Here is a 16,998-nt window from a genome sequence, read left to right on the forward strand (position 1 = left end):
GCAGCGGGTGTAATTGTAGCAAGACCCGCCACAGCACCTGTCAAGGCACCTAAAAAGCTTGGTTTTTTTTCTTTTTTCCATGATATAAACAGCCAAGTAATCATTGCTACAGAAGCAGCGATATCTGTATTTATAAAAGCAACCGCCGCAATGGAATTTGCAGCCAAGGCTCCTCCTGCATTAAATCCGAACCATCCAAACCATAACAAAGCGGTACCCAAAGCTACATGAGTAATGTTATGAGGTTCTCTGTCTTGGTTGGCAGACATATTTCTTTTTCCAACAAACAAAACGGATGCTATGGCAGCAAGACCAGCAGTAGCATGAACTACTATTCCGCCAGCAAAGTCAACAACGCCCATTTGTTGTAGAAAACCTCCGCCCCAAACCCAGTGAGCAACAGGTACATAAATTAAAATACTCCATGCTACTAAAAAAAACAAATAGCTTTTAAAACTTACACGATCTGCAAATGCACCTGTTATCAATGCTGGTGTAATAATTGCAAACATTTGCTGATAACTAAAAAATGATAAAAACGGAATCGTTGGGCCATAGTCTGGGTTTGGTGCCAATCCTACACCATTTAAAAATGCATATTTAAGACTTCCGATAAGTCCGCCCACATCCGGTCCAAATGCAAGTGAAAATCCGATGGTAACCCAAATAATTGTTACAATGCCCATAGAAATATAGCTCTGCATCATTATTGTCAAAACATTCTTTCTGGATACTAATCCACCGTAAAAAAATGCCAGTCCTGGGGTCATTAAACAAACCAACGCAGCACAAATAATGATAAACGCGGTATCTCCGCTATTAATCATAAAAGTCACTTCCCCTCATTTTAATTGGAGACATCTTCATACCTCCACTTTTAATTATAAAAAAATAAAAGTTTTTAGGAATACCAGAAAACCCTTATTTTCTTCAGGGAAAGACCCTATTTTATGCTTTTCTGTTTGTATTGTTTAATTATATCTCAATCATATGATTTCGTGCGGCATAAAGCACAAGCTCCGTAATATTTCTAAAGTTATTTTTTCTCATAATACTAGCCCTATGGGTTTCAACTGTTTTAATTGATATCATCAACATATTTGAAATTTCCTTGTTACTGTACCCTTCCGCAATCAACTTAAGCACTTCTCTCTCCCTGACTGACAGAGCATTTCCTTTTTTCTCATTTTCAAGAAAACCATGAAGTAAGGTTGGCGCCAGCAATGAGGAAACATACACCTTATTTTCCACAACAGCATGAATTGCCTTAATTAATTCTTCAAAGGCATTTTCCTTGAGAACATAGCCCTTAGCCCCATTCATGAATGCTTCAGCTAAAATTTCTTCGCTTTTATGCATGGTTAAAAATATAATTTTTAAATCAGGCAGCTGTCTTACAAGGTTTTTTGCAACGTCAATTCCGCTTCTCTTAGGCATTGAAATATCTAAAATCAAAACATCAACGGTTTTTCTTAGAACCTCTTCCTCCACTGCAATTCCATCCTGAGCCTCTCCAACCACTTCAATATCGCTTTCTTGTCCCAAAAGCATAATCAACGATTCTCTCAATATTTTATGATCATCCGCTAGAAAAATTTTAATTTTGTCGTTAATCAATTGGCACCTCCACAACAACCCTGGTTCCTTTGCCTTCTTTGCTATCAATTTTAAATTGTCCTCCGAGCATTTTTACCCTGTCACTCATTGACGGAATGCCCACTCCATACTCACCATTTTCAGAATTAAAACCAATACCGTCATCTGTAATCTGAAAATCATAAAAATCGTATTTACCAATGGCTCCGGCTAAAATTACCACATTCTGAGCCTCCGCATGTTTTACTATATTGGTAAGTGCCTCCTGAATAATCCGGTAAATATTAAGTGTTATAATCTCATCAAAAGGAGGAATAGGCTTCATGATTTTCAAACTGCAAGATAGATCGCCCATTTCATTTAAATCCTTTGTCATAGCCTCTAGCCCGCCGGTCAATCCATTTTCTTTTAGTTGCTCAGGTTTAAGATTATTCAAGACATTTCGAATCTCATCTATGGAGTTTTCCGCTAAAACCACTGCTTTTTCCGTATTTTTCAGAAGTTTTTCCTGTTTTGGCTGAGCATCAGATGTTAACAACTGTTTTTTGGTCATACCCAGAATTAACTTAAGTGCGGCAAGGCTCTGTCCCACTCCGTCGTGTAAATCTCTCGCAAGCTTGGTTTTCTCTTGTTCCTCTGTAACAGTCAATAAACGAGCCTGCTTTCTGAGCAAATCATTTTTCTGTTTAATTTCCGTTTCATATCCAGAGATTTCTATATATTTTTCCCATGAGTAAATATCAGAAAACTCTACAATGTTAAGACCCTTTTCTTCTTCCTCCATTGTAACACGCAATCCTACACTTTTATCAATTATTTTGAACATCAAAAATGCCACTCCGAAAGCCCAGAAAAAATTGACCGACAAGCCCAAGAATTGGATAAAAAATTGCCTAATTCTATTGCCTGTATGTAAATATTCAGCATTCATAAAAAAAGGCAACAACAATGTTCCTGATAATCCTCCAAATAAATGTATGGGCACAGCCCCCACTGCATCATCAATACCCCATTTATCCAATAAATGTCTGGACAAATCAACTGTCATACCCGACAAAAATCCTATTGCTAAGGCCGCAATGGGTCCTAAATAATATGAGTCTGCCGTAATAGCAACCAGTCCGCCAAGAACACCGTTAAATATTGATATTAAAAACCCGCCTTTTCTTCGGAGAAGCATATTCATCGTCAATGCCCCCAGCATACCGGAACTTGCCGCTAAATTAGTGTTTAGAAGGATAAGTCCTACCTTATCATTAAAAGCAAGAATGCTGCCGCCATTAAACCCAAACCATGCAAACCATAGGATGAATACACCTAGAACAGCAAATGGAATATTCGACTTTCCATTTTTCGTTTTTATTCTTCTCCCCACAACAATTGATCCAGCTAACGCTATAAATCCCGCTGTTGTGTGCACAACTGTAGCTCCTGCAAAATCAATAAAGCCTAAGCCGGAAAGCCAAGTATCTTGCTTGAGAAACAATCCACCCCAAACCCAATGGCCGTAAACCGGGAAAATGAATACCGCGCTAATAAAAGCTGCCATCTGCAAAGGTAACAGCTTCGCCCGTTCAGACATAGAGCCCGCAAATATTGTTACTGCAGTCGCAGCAAACATTAATTGGAAAAATATAAATGAATATCCCAATGGCGATGCTTCAGATACCCCTCTGAAAAACCAAAAACTATTTCCAATGATTCCATGATAAGTATTACCAAACATCAGCGGAAACCCAAAAAGGCAAAACCCAACGGTGGTTATCATGAATGTTAATAAATTTTCGATTGCAACAAAAATCACATTTTTACTCTGGACAAATCCTACCTCATAACATATAAATCCGGCTTGCATAAAGAAAACAAAGCAACCGCATATTATAATCCATATGGTATTAATATTCTGCAAATATTTCACCCTCTTTCATGCGGAATATTTTAAATAATATTTACAGTATATACCGATTTGTCCGCTTTATCTATAATAATTTTTTTGTCCTTAAACGCTTTATTATCATGGCATTTTCAGTGTAGTTTGAAATTTGGGAACATACTTTTAACAACACAAAAGAGCATGCAGAACAAATGTCCTGCATGCTTTCTGATTTATTAATTATTGGGTTTAGAACATACAACTTTTCCTTACGCTACTTCAAACTGGCTGCTATATAGTTCAGCATAAAATCCATTCTTTCCAAGCAATTCTTCATGATTTCCGCTCTCAATGATATTTCCATCTTTCATGACCAAAATCAAGTCCGCATTTTTTATCGTTGATAGGCGATGGGCAATTACAAACGAGGTTCTCCCAACTGTAAGCTGATCCATAGCAGATTGTACCATACGCTCCGTACGGGTATCCACTGAGCTTGTCGCTTCATCCAGTATCAGCAACGGCGCATTTTGTATCATAGCCCTTGCAATGGTGATTAACTGCTTTTGTCCTTCCGATAGGCTTGCTTTATCATTCAGTATCGTATCATATCCGTTTGGTAAAGTCTTAATAAAATGATGTAATCCCACAGTTTTGCAAGCTTTAATGATTTCTTCTTCCGTAACTTCCTGTTTGCTATATTTTATATTATCTCGTATCGTTCCTTCAAAAAGCCAGGTATCTTGTAATACCATACTAAATTGCGCATGGACATCTTCTCTTGGAACCTCATGAATTGGAACTCCATCAATCATTATTTCGCCTCCATCCAACTCATAAAATCTCATAATCAGATTTACGATTGTTGTTTTGCCAGCCCCAGTTGGACCAACAATTGCTACCTTCTGCCCAGCCTTAATTTTTGCCGAGAAATTATGAATGATCGGTTTATCTGATGTATATCCAAACTTTACATTTTTAAATAACACTTCTCCTTTGACATCGTGGAGATGATTTTGTTTTTCTTTTTCGTTTTCCAATTCTTCCTCATCTAAAAATTCAAAAACGCGCTCGCTGGCCGCAGCTGTTCTTTGTAAATTGTTCATTGCCTGGGCAATCTGAGAGAGGGGCTGGGTAAATAATCTAATATACATCATAAACGCTACGATGACACCAAACGTTATTTTTCCATCCATAGCAAGCGCTGCGCCAACCACACATACTGCTACATAACCAAAGTTGCCTATAAAACTCATAAGAGGCATCATCAGTCCAGATAAAAATTGAGATTTCCAAGCACTCGTATATAATTTACTGTTACTTCTCTCAAATACTTCTTTGGCTTCTTTGCTTCCATTGTAAACCTTCACAACATTATGCCCCGTATAGACCTCTTCAATATGACCATTTATATTGCCTAACTCTGCCTGTTGCTCCTTAAAATATTTCTGAGAAACCTTCATAATTATCATCATAAAGGTGAATCCAAAAAAGCTTGCACCCACTGCAGTCAGTGCTAAAATCCAGCTATTATAAAACATCATAACCAAGGATCCAAGTAACATCGTTGCAGAAGTAATTAGTGTACCAACACTTTGATTTAAAGTCTGTCCAATGGCATCCACGTCATTGGTAACGCGACTTAATACATCACCAATGCTGGTGGAATCAAAATATTTCAAAGGCAGACGATTCACTTTTTGCGATATATCTGTCCTCATTTTTTTAGAAATCACCTGAGTCACCGTGGCCATTATAAAGCTTTGTAAATAACTAAGTAAAAAAGAAATACCATAAAGCAATGACAAAGTCCAGGCTATTTTAGAAATGGCTTTCATGTCTATACTTCCAATCACCGTGGTACCTTCAACTAAGGCCGGCAAGCCCTTCATGATTTCATTGGTCAGTTCTTTCAATTTATCGGGCCCTACAATCTGTAGCAACGTTCCTGCCATGGCTGCTATCAAAGCAAGTATTATAACAGGTAAGTATCTTTTACTGTATTCTAATAGTCTTACCATTGTTGCTTTAAAATTTTTCGATTTTTCTACAGGCACCCCCATGGAACCTTTCCCCATGTGACCTGCTTGTGTATTTCGCTTTTCTCTCTTTTCGGTCATGCTAATAACTCCTCCTCGCTCAGCTGTGACATAGCAATCTCTCTATATACGGCACAAGTATTTAAAAGTTCTTTATGTGTTCCCTTGCCAACAATTTTCCCCTCATCCAGAACAATAATTTGATCGGCATCCATAATCGTGCCAATTCGTTGTCCAACAATCAGGCTTGTTACACCGGCCGTTTCCTTTTTCAAAGCAGACCTCAGGATTCGATCAGTCTTATAATCCAAAGCTGAAAAGCTATCATCAAAAATATACATTTCCGGTTTTCGGCAAACAGCCCGGGCAATGGCCAAACGTTGTTTCTGTCCACCTGACACATTGGTACCCCCTTGAGAAATCACTGCTTCATATTGCTGATCCATTTTTTCTACAAAATCACTTCCCTGTGCAATCTTTATAGCAGCCTCAATCTCTTTTTGCTCTGGCTTTTGCTTTCCATTTTCACCAAAACCTACATTACTACTTACTGTGCCACGGAACATAACAGCTTTTTGAGGAACATATCCAATCTTGTTATATAATTCTTCATGTTTATATTCCTTTACATTTATTCCATCTACGATTACTTCACCACTTGTAACCTCATAAAATCTTGGAATCAGACTTACTAAAGTACTTTTTCCGCTACCAGTGGATCCAATAAATGCTACCGTTTCCCCCTTCTTTGCAGTAAAACTGATATTCTCCAGAACATAATCGGCAGCCCCTGGATATTTAAAGCTAACATTTTTAAATTCAACATCACCTATTAAGCCATCTTTCCCTTGACATTTATCTCCATCCAAAATGGTAGCTTCTGTATCCAATACTTCATTAATACGCTTTCCAGACACGGAAGCTCTAGGAAACATTACAAATATCATTACCAGCATCATAAATGACATAATTACTTGCATTGCATAGGAGGAAAACACCACCATATTGGAAAAAAGCATTAGCCGATCCATTGCTTGTGCTCCATTAATCAGATATGCACCAATCCAATAAATTGCCAGCGACAGCCCACTCATTAGTGCTGTCATCATGGGCATCATAACCGCCATGCCCCGATTTGCGAACAATTGAGTAGAAGTCAACTCTTGGTTTGCACCCTCAAACTTCTTTTCCTGATAGCTTTCTGCATTATATGCCCTCACTACACGTAGCCCTGTAAGATTTTCTCTTGTAACCCGATTCAAATTGTCTGTGAGCACCTGCATTTTACGAAACTTAGGCATTACAAACACCATAATTAAGGCAATTACCGTCGCCATAATCCCTACAGCCACACCCGTTGCAACTGTCCATTCAAATCCTTTTCCCGAAATCTTTATTAAGGCCCACACCACCATGATTGGTGCTTTAATTAGCATCTGCAATCCCATTGTAATAAATTGCTGAACTTGTGTAACATCATTTGTTGACCTTGTAATCAAACTATCTGTTGAGAAACGATTCATTTCTTCCATAGAAAAAGAGTCAACTTTTGTAAACAGAAGGCTCCTTATTCTTCTAGAATAAGATGCTGCTATTCTCGCTCCAAAAAAACCTACTGTGATTGATGATACTAAACTACCCATGGCACAAAGCATCATTTTGCCCCCAGCCAACCATATATCCGACATTTCACCACCGGGCATCTGTGAATATCTTGTAATTTCGGACATATAATCAGGAAGCTTTAGGTCTAACCAGACCTGTGCCACAATGAATATCAAACTGATTAACACCTGAATCCATTCTGATATATCGAAACGTTTTAATAGCTTTATCATGTTCATTCTCCCTTTGCTAATGGTATTATAATCTAATATTGTTAGGTATTGGGTCAGAAGATATGCAGCCACACCTGTGGCTGCATATTATTTAAAACCTTCTGGCCCTTTTTCTGCAAGTCTTTTCATGATTCGTAAAAACTCTCTTGCATCATTCTCTCCAAGATACTGGAGCATATTCTTTACCATGTTCATAACCATTTGATAATGGTTTTTTACTTGTTCTTTGCCAGAATCTGTTAAGTCAATTAAAATTCTTCTCCGATCCTGCGCGTCAATCCTTCTTATGATAAGCCCTTTTTTTTCCAGACTATTGAGTGCTGCAGCTACCCTTGCCGAAGAAATCCCCATCTCATTACTGATATCACTGGGAATTGCTTTTCCTCCATTTTGAGAAACAAAAAGGAGTACAAAATTTTCTCCATGGACGGAATTATGAATCTCCTTGTGTGAGTTCACCTTTCGCATGTGAAACATCGCTTCCATATACTCTTGTGCCATCTGCTCAATATCCAATTTATCACCTTCTCATATCAACATATTATCTAATACTGTTTATTATATTTACTGTTAGCTATTTTGTCAATACTTTTTTACCGTTATTTTGATAATATAATTCCCAGTACTATCTATGCTTTGTTGCATATGATAAAATCCTTAATTTTCGCTTCCTCCTTTGCTTTTTCATCGTCCATAAACACCCTTTCGGATATTCAAGAAGCTCCAGATACAGCCAATTGTGTTTCCCTTAATGAAAGTACTTTAATTTTTCAGTCCTCTTTCTATTTTGCAAAACGATTGGCCTGACAAATGATGTTGCCTTAGGTTATTTGCCACCCCAGGTTTTTTCGCCAGCCTTTCCCATGAATTTCAGTGCATGTTTTCGAGTTGATATTCTATGTAGTAGGACTTGAAGTTTGCAAAACATACCATCTGTGCATATAATTTTATTTTCATTCTCTAGGGCATGAAAAGTTGTATTTACAACATCCTCAGGTCTACGCAGATTATTAGTTACTGCACCAAAGTTATCAAAAAAATGAGTATCCGTTGCCCCTGGACATACGGCTAAAACTCTAATACCATATTTTTTATATTCATAACTCAAACTTTCTGTTAGTGATAAAACATATGCCTTAGTAGCAGCATATACGGCTGAATAAGGTAATGGATTAAACGACGCAGCAGATGCAATATTAATAATGGTTCCTTGCTTCTTTTCGCACATATCTCCAAGAATCAAATATGTAAGTTCTGTAAGGGTTGCCATATTCAATAATATTTCTTTATGCTGTTGATCAAAATCAATTTTATTGAATAGTCCTTTCGTGGCAAAACCAGCATTATTCACCAAAACATTTACATTTAAGTGGCGTTTCTCAATTTCTTCATATAGAATTTTTCCAGCATATTCAAGGGAAAGATCCATGACAATGATTTCAATATTCACTTTATATTTTAATTCAAGTTCTCTAGCTAATTGTTTTAATTTATCTTCTGAACGAGCAACTATAATTAAGTTATTTCCTTTTTGAGCATACATTTTGGCATAGGATTTTCCAATCCCAGATGAAGCACCTGTAATAAGAACATACTTTTTCATGAAATACAACCTCCTTTTTTACTCGCTACACTTGTGGCGTCTTTATAATATGATTATAATATAAGCAAAGATGCTATTCAATTAACCCAAGCAACTAGCTACATTTACATATTATTTGTGGCATTAAGGAGGTCGTTATGGTTAGAAGTACGCATACACTCGCTATTAAATCTCAAAAATGGATTTTAGAATCTTTACTTGATTTGATGAATCGCAAGTCTTACGATGAAATCACTGTAACAGAAATCTGTAAAAACGCTCAATTAGATAGACGTACTTTTTATCGCAATTTTAAGGATAAAGATGATGTAATGGAATTTTACATAGCAACATTGCAGAGTGAATTTTTAGCTACTCTTAAATATGTAAAGGTTCGTACCATTCACAGTATGGCAAAAGCGCAATTTGACTTTTGGAAAGAGCATTTAGAATTTCTTCTGGCTTTGCATAAAAACAACATTCTTATGAGCCTAATATTAAAAGTAACTAATGAATTTATTCCTACGATTTATACAGAATTCCATGAGCAAATACCAAGCAATTTCCAATATAAATCAGCTTTTATAATTGGAGGTTTCTGTAATATTCTCTTTCATTGGCTATCCACCGGAGCAAAGGAATCCTCTGATGAAATTGCAAAAATTGTATCTGAATTATTTGATGACAACAATCCATATTGGTCGTCTTACATTCAAAATTAGATTTGCTGCCTAAACACAAAAGGTAACATTGCCCCAGATAAAATATATTACTTCTAAATCCATCACATCCCAAACAACGGAAGTGGCGCTTCAAACCCTTCATTTTCTAAAATAATAATAAAACAAGATTACAACTTCTCTTAAAACTTCTATGGAAATGGAATTTTATAAATCCTAGTACTTTAGAAATTCCATCTAAGGTCAGTATGCTCTTGGCAAAAATTCATTTCAAAGTAATCTAAAGCTGTTTAAAATTCCTGAATATGCGTCAACCATTTCATACCCTACAATTATTTATAGCGTAGGCTCAGTTGTAAAAATACTCTTGACTTGGTCAGGTAGTTCATCCAACTGAGTCTCTTGCCAGTAGGTAACTCCACGAAACGGTGCAACGTACAACTCTAAATACGCCCCTTCTCTCAGTTGCTTATTACTGGTAAATGTAAGAGATTTCTTTTTTGCCTTCTCGTTATAAGCATCTAAAGTATATTCATATCTTTGCGAGTCGTTTAACTTCATATCATCATCATTAATTATCATAGTATAATAACTGGTTTTCCCTTTTGGATTTTCCGGAGTAAGCCGATTAGGATTAAAAAAGAAAATCGAACCCCCTCCAAAAATAATAATGAATAAACCGGCAACTAGCAGTTTTGTTTTAGTTTTCATTAAATGACATCCTTTCTGTTTTAAGCAACTATATCAGATTTACCCATCCGATGTATTGCACCTACGCTAATAATAATAAGATACAGCAGATTCATCATAATGAACAAAAGGTTCTCTCTAGGCGAAAGACTTGTTTGACTGAGTACCCCCATACCGGTAGTGAGTAGTGAATGGGGGAAAAACAATCCCAAGTGCATGACATACATACCTAGACCAATGAAAACAGCACACAAACCAATTCCAATCGGAGCAGCAAAGCTGCGGATACCCCTAGACAAAGCTAATTGCAAGGCGCTGATTGTAAGGGCTGATATGCATCCACGGAGTAGCCATCCAAATAATTCCCCTGGAAGTTCCGAGGTTATACCAGCCAATTTACCTCCTAAAAAATATAATATAAAAAAGAAAAGTTGAACAAAAATCATTAGTACGCCGACTACTATCAATTTGGCTAAAAAGATACTAGTTGTTGACACGGGTGCAGTCATGATCATATTCCAGTTCTTATTATGATGCTCCAGTCTCCACATGTATGCGCAGCAAATAGCAATAAGAATGGGAAAGAAGAATTCTCCATAAAACAAACCCACTTGAGACCATAGACTGTACCATTCTTTTGTTAGTACGCCTTGGTTCATATAAAAGTTAGCACAGCCAATCAAAACACTTATTATGGGAAGTATCATCAGGATTATCCATATATGGGAATGGTGTAATTTCATCCATTCTGCAGAAATACAACGTCTTAACATAATTAACCCTCCTTATACTTCCTGGCTGGATACATGAAAGCACCCCGCCAAATAAATCCCAATTCCAGATACAATCAGCACCCCTGCGGTAGGCAGTAATGAACTTATATCACGTACAATAAACTGCATTTTTTCACTTATATAGCTTTGTGTAATGGGGCTTAACCCCGTGTAGTAAGACCATACAAAAATCTTATGTAATCCAGACGGCAGCATGTCCGCTACTAACCCAATGAATCCACCTACCATACCAAGGGATAATGCAAAAGCTTGGTTTTTTACTGCCATGGATACCCATTGCTGTAATGCTATCACCACCATATTGGTTAAACCCGTCCCTATAAAGAAAAGGATTATTAAAAATAATGGCACAGGCTGTTCAATATCATTCATAATACCAAATGCTATAATAGCAATCACTTGTAGTATGGATGCCCACAATATGACGATAGTCGCAGAAATATATTTTGCTCCATAGAGTTGCCTACGCCTTACTGAAGTAGTAAATAATAGCTTCCACATGTTCCCTTTATGCTCCATGTCACAGATGCGAGATACACATATCGCTGAGAGAATGGGTAGGAATAGACCATTCATAGAGGATAACATGGCAATTAGCAACTCCCATCGAGCATTATCCGGATTGCGTGAAATCGACATACTAGATGCCATGAATGCCCATCCAATTTCCACGAATGAAAATATTGTTACCATCAAAAACAGATGCTTATGACGCAATTTGTACCATTCAAGACCAACCATTTTCATTACAAGCTATGCCCCTTTCCTGTAATATCCAAAAAAATGCTCTCCAAATTCATCTTGTGTTCTTCAATACGCAACACATCAATATTAGCTTCAACTAAGCTTCTATTTGCCAGCGCCACCTGTCTGTTCGTCATGTATTCAAATACCAAAGCGTCTTCTCGTTCTTGGAGAGAAAAGCCTTTATCGAAAAGCAACTGATACGCTAACTTATTGTTCTTTGTCTTTAACGAAATTGTTGGTCGATTTTTATTTTTTAAATCTTCCATACTACCTTGATACATCAACATTCCGTCGTTGATAATACCCACTGCGGTTGCCATCTGCTCAATTTCAGAAAGCAAATGACTGGAAATCAACACTGTCATCTCGTAACGCTGGGGCAGACATTTAATCAATTCTCTGATTTCACCAATACCAGCGGGATCAAGACCATTTGTAGGCTCATCTAAAATCAATAGCTTTGGAAAGGACAAGAGCCCCATGGCAATCCCCAAACGTTGCTTCATCCCCAAGGAATATTGTTCCACTTTTTTATCCTTTTGATTTTCTAATCGGACAATTTTTAAAGCCTCCAACACATTCTTATTTGGCACATTCTTGAGCCTTTGAATAACACGCATATTTTCTAATCCTGTAAGATGCCCATAACTAGATGGAGATTCTATGAGAGAGCCGGTTTCGCTCAAAATGAGCTGGCGGTTTGCGCCAAGATCCTTTCCAAACACCCTCACTTCTCCATCAGTGGGCTGTGTTAGTCCCAAAATCATTTTTAATGTAGTTGATTTTCCTGCCCCGTTAGGACCAAGAAACCCATAAATATCTCCTTCAGATACTTCCAAATTTACATCTTTCACACGATAGGTATCTCCATAACGTTTGGAAAGATTATGAGTAGAAACAATGAGATTCATATCTATTTCCTCCATTTTGTTAGGTTTATTGTTCTTTTCCTAGGTTATAGTATAAAGAATCAACCTTTCTTTAAGCTGACATTCACCTTACGCCAACCTTAAATCATAAAAAATAACACTGTAAGGGTGGACTAATAATTAAAGTAATATATAATTAATGTGGGTGATATTGTATGAATGATATAAAGAATAAAAAACTGCTCATCGTAGATGATGAGCATGAAATAAGAAATATGATTGATAGTTTCTTACGTAAAGAAGGCTTTATGCGCATTTATAAGGCCTCTAATTGCGCTGAGGCTTTAGAAGCCTGTCGGTCTGTAAAACCAGACATTGCAATTTTAGATGTTATGCTGCCAGATGGAGACGGTTTCTCCCTTCTGTCCTCCTTGCGACAAATATCAAATATGCCTGTCCTTTTTTTATCAGCAAGAGGAGAGGATGAGGATCGTCTATTGGGGCTTGGCCTTGGTGCTGATGACTATATTGCAAAACCATTTTTGCCACGAGAACTAATTCTTCGTCTAACGGCAATTCTGAGAAGGGTTTATTCACCGCCAAAACAGGAGCAACGTCCTGCTTTCCAATTAGGAGATCGTACTATTAATTTAGAAGGTGGTATTGTTGGAGATGGCACCACTGAATATCCTTTGATAGCAAAAGAACTTATATTGCTATTAAAGCTTTATGAAAACAGAAATCGTATCGTAACCAGCGATGCCCTTTGCCAAGCTGCATGGGGGGATGATTATTATGGCTACCAAAATACACTTATGGTCCATATCAGACGTATCCGAGAAAAGATTGAGGCTAACCCATCCAGTCCAGAATATTTGCTTACCATTAGAGGGTTAGGGTATAAGTTGATGGTTCAGGGGGTGTAAAAATGGAGGGAACAATACGAATTTTGAGACGCTTTATTGGTTCAACCATTATTATTTCTCTCCTTCTCTTAATTTTCAATTTTATTCTGATCGCTGCTTGGGTGTCCAAAGGTATGAACGATGTAAACGCTCCTAGTGCTGTTGTTCAAAACGTAGCAGAAGGATTGCATTCATCGTCCAACTCCTATTCCTTAGATTCTTCCTCAGTGAAACTGTTGAAACAGAATAATGGATGGGCAATGCTGATTGACAATACAGGACACGTAGCATGGGATTATATGCTTCCTGAAGAACTAAGTAAAACATATTCTTTGGTCGACGTGGCCAAATTTACTCGTTACTACTTGAAGGATTATCCTGTTTTTGTGTGGCAACATGATGAAGGGTTGGTAGTTGTCGGATACCCAAAAGAAGGCATGACAAAATACCAGCATATACTTCCAACAAGCTGGGTATCTTCTTTACCGCTGCGAATTATTTCCTTACTGGTTGGAAATATTGCCCTTGCATTACTTTTTTCTCTTTTCATCGGCTCTAGATTAATTCGATCTATCCATCCGCTAACTCAAGGTATTCAAGATCTTGCTGAAGATAAAAATATATATGTAGAGCCAAAAGGAGTTTTAGCCAACCTTGCACAAAGTGTAAACCGTACCTCAGCTTTATTAAAACAAAAAAACGATAGTTTGCAAACCAGAGACGAAGCTCGTTCAAATTGGATTGCGGGTATTTCACACGATATTCGAACGCCTCTTTCCATGGTACTTGGATATGCAAGTAATATGGAGGAAAATAGTGATATTCCAACAGAACAAAGGCAGCAAGCAGGTATCGTCCGGCAACAGGCAGAAAAACTGAGCTCTCTTGTTAGCGACCTAAATCTGGTCTCAATGCTGGAATATGAAATGCAACCTCTTAATAAAAAGGCTATTCGCCTATCAGTATTAGCAAGACAAATCGCTTCTGAATTTCTGAATGGCGGATTAGATGAGCGCTTTATTTTGGAAGTAGCTATTTTAGATGAAAACGCACAGGTCATGGGAGATGAGCAGCTATTAACACGAGCCGTAACTAATCTGGTACAAAACAGCATTAATCATAATCCTGACGGTTGCCTGATACTGTTACAAACATCTTTTGATGCAGACAATAACACTTGTAGTTTCATCGTAGATGATAAAGGCAAAGGAATTCCCCAAAATGAACTTGCTGATCTATTGGAATTACCCTATTCTTCTAAAAGAAAACGTCCTCGACAGAATGGGCATGGGTTTGGACTGCCAATGGTTGCAAGAATTGTAAAGGCACATAAGGGACATTTCATTTTATCCAGCGATAGCAGTAGTGGTCTGAAAGCCGAAATTGTATTGCCATCAATAAAACTTCATTAAGGTATATAGGATGTCCTTTACAATTCACGGTTTTTAGCTTAATTTACAGATTAATAAAACAGTAATGTAATAACAGCTTTCGGGATTGTATAAATTTAAATTAAAGTTGAAGTTTTAAGTTTGGCTTTATTATCCGACAACACCGAACAGAATAACCAGAGACAGTGTCCAGTTGGTAGTCATATCATGCAGAAAGCTGATGGCAAGTAATTAACCTTTTTATCAAGGACGTTTATAATGATTTTGTTTATCAATTATTATACTGTGATAGTAGATATCCGATTAGATTTTTGGGATTTTATATCTGCGAATTATACTAATATGAGCTAGATAAAATCTACCCAGTGATATTCTTCAATGTTCATTTTTTTGTTCCGTGGATAAGGTGAATAGATATATTGCTTTTGAATTATCATCCTTTTGTTCCGAGTATAAAAAATAGGCTAAGTGTGTAGGTCGCTTAAATCGACCTACACACTTAGCCTATTGATTTCATATGAAGTTTTAAAAAACTGTATTACTCACATTATTCTATTCTTTAATAAAATGGTTAGGCACACATATCTTATTGTAAAACGGCTCATTTATACTGAATTTTTAGAAGAATCTTTTCTCCTCCTGCAAACCAAGGTGGAATATAGGGAGATATCTAAGTATACCAATGAATTTATCTACCAAATAGAAAACGAATACCTGTGATGTTTCACTTCGTCTTTTTACTACAGAACGAACTTCGTATTCATGCTCAAAAGATTTTTTTTAAACAAAAATGCATCATAACAGAGTAAATTGTTTGTAAAATTAATATAGGCAGGCTAATTAAAAAAAACAGACTGTTTCATTCATATTCTTTGGTATTTCATTCACTTTTTAAGCGCATTTCTCCTAGCTACGACAGGTAATGTTGTTTTACAGCAAAACTATGAAGCTCTTTTACAGTTAATGCTCCAGAACTAAAACCCGACTTAGTATAACCACCTATCTCCTATTTTTTAGAGCTAATCCCTTTAGGAAATTTCTAGCGTATTTATCACCGCACTCTTTATAATGCTTATGCCCTTCTTTTCTAAATAAAGCACTTAATTCCCCTTTTGTTACATTTATTCCGGCTTCGTTAAATACATCAAGCATATCTTCACTAGTTAATGATAGGGCAATTTTCAATTTCTTAAGCACAATATTATTAATATTTTGCTTATTTTTTATAGACAAAACAGGTTTTACAGGTTGATCTGATTTTTCATCCTGTTTTCCTCTTTTGAAAATAATTAACCCATTTAAAAACGATTCTAATTCAGCGTTCGAGCATATTCTATTTTCTTCTATCTCATCAAGAACTTCGACATCTACGCTACCACTGTCTTTAGATTTTATTAGCATTTTCCGTACTTCCTCTATTGTTAGCTCTACGCCATCATTTTTAAATATTTCCACCATATCTGCATCCTTTATATCTAGTGCATATCTTATCCTAATTAATATATCATTATTGTCCATTTATAAATTCTCCTTCTAAATGCCGTTAAACCTTTTTTAACTAGTGAATCTTTTTTCGGTAATAATGCTCCGAGCATCAAGTACGTTTACAATCTTTTAATGCTTGAACCCAATTTTCTGTCTTAACATGGTTACCGCTTACATTTTCAATTGTAAAATTTTCAAAACCAGCTATTTTTTTTCTTGTTTCCTTGGCCATTTTCAAAACATCTATATTTTTAGTTTTCAATGTTCCTCTAATCGATTCGTATAACGCTGTGTCATTAACAACAACTACTACCTCTTTGCTCATATATTTTTTTAATTTACTTAAAACCGTTCTCATGGCAACTTGCCCTACAATTGCTGGCTTCACATAATCCATACTGATGGATTTCTTGCTTATGAGTTCCAGATCATCATAAATACTATATTGAATTTCTATATCCTCACCCTCATATAAGGATGCAATACCTGCTAAATAGACTTTAATCATT

The 16,998-nt window shown here is 36.7% G+C and carries 16 protein-coding genes; 3 read left to right on the forward strand and 13 right to left on the reverse strand.

Annotated elements, in window-relative coordinates:
- The 7 genes from RTK36_RS06960 to RTK36_RS06990 form a co-directional block, all read right to left on the reverse strand.
- A partial coding sequence (locus RTK36_RS06960; protein WP_312045601.1) for an ammonium transporter occupies positions 1-827 on the reverse strand: 827 nt, incomplete at its 3' end.
- A gap of 148 nt (positions 828-975) precedes the next feature.
- Positions 976-1,617, reverse strand: coding sequence for a response regulator (locus tag RTK36_RS06965; protein ID WP_312045603.1), 642 nt, complete (start codon positions 1,615-1,617; stop codon positions 976-978).
- Positions 1,610-3,505 (reverse strand): histidine kinase, encoded by a 1,896-nt coding sequence (locus RTK36_RS06970; protein WP_312045605.1) that lies wholly within the window; start codon positions 3,503-3,505, stop codon positions 1,610-1,612. Before RTK36_RS06970 ends, RTK36_RS06965 begins: the two co-directional genes overlap by 8 nt.
- Before the next feature lie 233 nt (positions 3,506-3,738).
- Positions 3,739-5,589 carry an ABC transporter ATP-binding protein gene (locus tag RTK36_RS06975; RefSeq protein ID WP_331654978.1) on the reverse strand — a complete coding sequence of 617 codons (1,851 nt, stop codon included), beginning with the start codon at positions 5,587-5,589 and terminating at the stop codon, positions 3,739-3,741.
- Complete coding sequence (locus RTK36_RS06980) at positions 5,586-7,346, reverse strand: ABC transporter ATP-binding protein (protein WP_312045607.1); 1,761 nt, start codon at positions 7,344-7,346, stop codon at positions 5,586-5,588. The genes RTK36_RS06975 and RTK36_RS06980 overlap by 4 nt, the downstream gene beginning before the upstream one ends.
- A gap of 87 nt (positions 7,347-7,433) precedes the next feature.
- Positions 7,434-7,862, reverse strand: coding sequence for a MarR family winged helix-turn-helix transcriptional regulator (locus RTK36_RS06985; RefSeq protein WP_312045609.1), 429 nt, complete (start codon positions 7,860-7,862; stop codon positions 7,434-7,436).
- Positions 7,863-8,172: 310 nt separating this feature from the next.
- Positions 8,173-8,949 carry an SDR family NAD(P)-dependent oxidoreductase gene (locus RTK36_RS06990; RefSeq protein WP_312045611.1) on the reverse strand — a complete coding sequence of 259 codons (777 nt, stop codon included), beginning with the start codon at positions 8,947-8,949 and terminating at the stop codon, positions 8,173-8,175.
- Between the two features lie 137 nt (positions 8,950-9,086).
- Here RTK36_RS06990 and RTK36_RS06995 point away from each other — a divergent pair, with 137 nt between their 5' ends.
- The gene (locus RTK36_RS06995) at positions 9,087-9,650 is read left to right on the forward strand and encodes a TetR/AcrR family transcriptional regulator (protein ID WP_312045613.1); all 564 of its coding nucleotides are present in this window, start codon (positions 9,087-9,089) and stop codon (positions 9,648-9,650) included.
- A 294-nt stretch (positions 9,651-9,944) separates the two neighbouring features.
- Here the strand turns inward: RTK36_RS06995 and RTK36_RS07000 are convergent, their stop codons facing one another.
- The 4 genes from RTK36_RS07000 to RTK36_RS07015 are packed head-to-tail and all read right to left on the reverse strand — an operon-like array spanning position 9,945 to position 12,750.
- Entirely contained in the window at positions 9,945-10,319 is a 375-nt protein-coding gene (locus RTK36_RS07000) for a YxeA family protein (RefSeq protein ID WP_312045616.1), read from the reverse strand.
- A 20-nt stretch (positions 10,320-10,339) separates the two neighbouring features.
- The gene (locus RTK36_RS07005; protein WP_312045618.1) at positions 10,340-11,071 is read right to left on the reverse strand and encodes an ABC transporter permease; all 732 of its coding nucleotides are present in this window, start codon (positions 11,069-11,071) and stop codon (positions 10,340-10,342) included.
- 12 nt (positions 11,072-11,083) lie between these two features.
- Positions 11,084-11,839 (reverse strand): ABC transporter permease, encoded by a 756-nt coding sequence (locus RTK36_RS07010; RefSeq protein ID WP_312045620.1) that lies wholly within the window; start codon positions 11,837-11,839, stop codon positions 11,084-11,086.
- Positions 11,839-12,750, reverse strand: coding sequence for an ABC transporter ATP-binding protein (locus tag RTK36_RS07015; protein WP_312045622.1), 912 nt, complete (start codon positions 12,748-12,750; stop codon positions 11,839-11,841). The genes RTK36_RS07010 and RTK36_RS07015 overlap by 1 nt, the downstream gene beginning before the upstream one ends.
- 173 nt (positions 12,751-12,923) lie before the next feature.
- Between RTK36_RS07015 and RTK36_RS07020 the strand changes: the two genes are divergently transcribed.
- On the forward strand, positions 12,924-13,634 hold the full coding sequence (locus RTK36_RS07020) for a response regulator transcription factor (protein ID WP_312045624.1): 711 nt from the start codon (positions 12,924-12,926) through the stop codon (positions 13,632-13,634).
- A gap of 2 nt (positions 13,635-13,636) precedes the next feature.
- Positions 13,637-15,025, forward strand: coding sequence for a sensor histidine kinase (locus RTK36_RS07025; RefSeq protein WP_312045626.1), 1,389 nt, complete (start codon positions 13,637-13,639; stop codon positions 15,023-15,025).
- A 978-nt stretch (positions 15,026-16,003) separates the two neighbouring features.
- Here RTK36_RS07025 and RTK36_RS07030 read toward each other — a convergent pair.
- Both RTK36_RS07030 and RTK36_RS07035 read right to left on the reverse strand, forming a co-directional pair.
- Complete coding sequence (locus tag RTK36_RS07030) at positions 16,004-16,522, reverse strand: DUF1456 family protein (RefSeq protein ID WP_312045628.1); 519 nt, start codon at positions 16,520-16,522, stop codon at positions 16,004-16,006.
- A 76-nt stretch (positions 16,523-16,598) separates the two neighbouring features.
- Positions 16,599-16,998 (reverse strand): hypothetical protein (locus RTK36_RS07035; protein ID WP_312045630.1); only part of this gene is annotated, 400 nt, incomplete at its 5' end.

Source organism: Anaerotignum sp. (assembly GCF_031981185.1).
Lineage (GTDB): Bacteria > Bacillota > Clostridia > Lachnospirales > Anaerotignaceae > Chakrabartyella.